1 protein-coding gene is annotated in these 799 nt (G+C 54.2%); it reads right to left on the bottom strand.

The features are described 5' to 3' along the window. A partial coding sequence (locus tag BGK49_RS16340) for a prophage tail fiber N-terminal domain-containing protein (RefSeq protein WP_094188688.1) occupies positions 1 to 741 on the bottom strand: 741 nt, incomplete at its 3' end. Positions 742 to 799 lie beyond the last annotated feature (58 nt).

Raw genomic sequence — 799 nt, forward strand, 5'->3', positions numbered from 1 at the left:
TGTCCGGTCGTAAATGTCGCTCTGTGCTTCCATCGTGGCCGCACTTTTCAGCCCCAGATTATCCCGGGACTTCTGTTGTGCCTTTTCGCCTGCTGCTGCGATTTCTGACAGATGGTTAGCCATTTTCAGAGTGCCGGTCAGCGCAGCATCAATGTCATTTTTGGCCTGTTCTGCTGCGCGGGCATAACCTGCGGCATCCTGTGCGCTCTGTCCGGCTGCGGCTGCATTTGCTCCTGTGCTTGTCACATCTTCCGCAGTGGCCTTTCTGTCCTCAGCTGTGACGGTTGCATCCTGTCTGGCATTCTCCGCAAAACGTTGTGCATCATCACGGGCCGTTGCGGCTGCCGCCACATCCTGCGCCGTCTGCTGTGCGTTTCCGGCTGCGGCCCCGGCGCTCTGCTGCGCCTGCACCACCATTTCCTCAAAGCGTTTGACGACATCCGGTTTCAGGTCGCCCTCATCAGGAGCAATCAGAAAGTCATTCAGCGTGCCGGGCTTTGAGTCCTCATATACAGCAATGTCGCCAACGTTGTACTCGTTGTGCCAGCCCGGTTTCAGATACACACCATATTTTCCAGTCCGCGCATGGAAACAGTATTCACCATCGTTTCCTGTCATCACATCAGCAACAGTGTGCATCACCACTTCCGGGGTGTTTACCCGGGATTTCAGAATAATATGGTATCCGGACATGGGGATACCTGCGCCATCAGTCAGCGCACCTGATATCACTACAGACATAGTTTTTCTCGCGATAAATTAAATCAGGAAGAAATTTCCGGAGAGGCGGGCCATTCAA

Origin of the sequence: Shigella sp. FC1544 (assembly GCF_001722145.1) — a bacterium.
GTDB lineage: Bacteria > Pseudomonadota > Gammaproteobacteria > Enterobacterales > Enterobacteriaceae > Escherichia > Escherichia coli.